This window comes from Monashia sp. HAY1-2A, from assembly GCF_056755315.1.
On the sequence record NZ_JBNDHY010000894.1, the window covers coordinates 1 to 229 of the forward strand.

The 229-nt window shown below is 66.4% G+C and carries 1 protein-coding gene; it reads left to right on the forward strand.

What is annotated here, in order from left to right:
* On the forward strand, window positions 1-229 hold a 229-nt coding region (locus ACPYOM_RS24330), incomplete at both ends, for an efflux RND transporter permease subunit (RefSeq protein WP_481347952.1).

The window sequence follows — 229 nt, forward strand, 5'->3', positions numbered from 1 at the left end:
GCCTGGGCGTGTCGATGGAGAAGGGCGGCAATATCATCGAGCTGGGCCAGGGCCTGGAACCGACGGTCGAACGCATCCGGCGCCAGCTCCCCGTCGGCATCGAACTGGAGCGCGTGTCGAACCAGCCCGCGGCCGTCACGGCGTCCGTCAGCGAATTCATGCACAGCCTGATCGAGGCCGTCGTCGTCGTTCTGGTCGTGTCGTTCGTCGCGCTGGGCCTGCATACGAA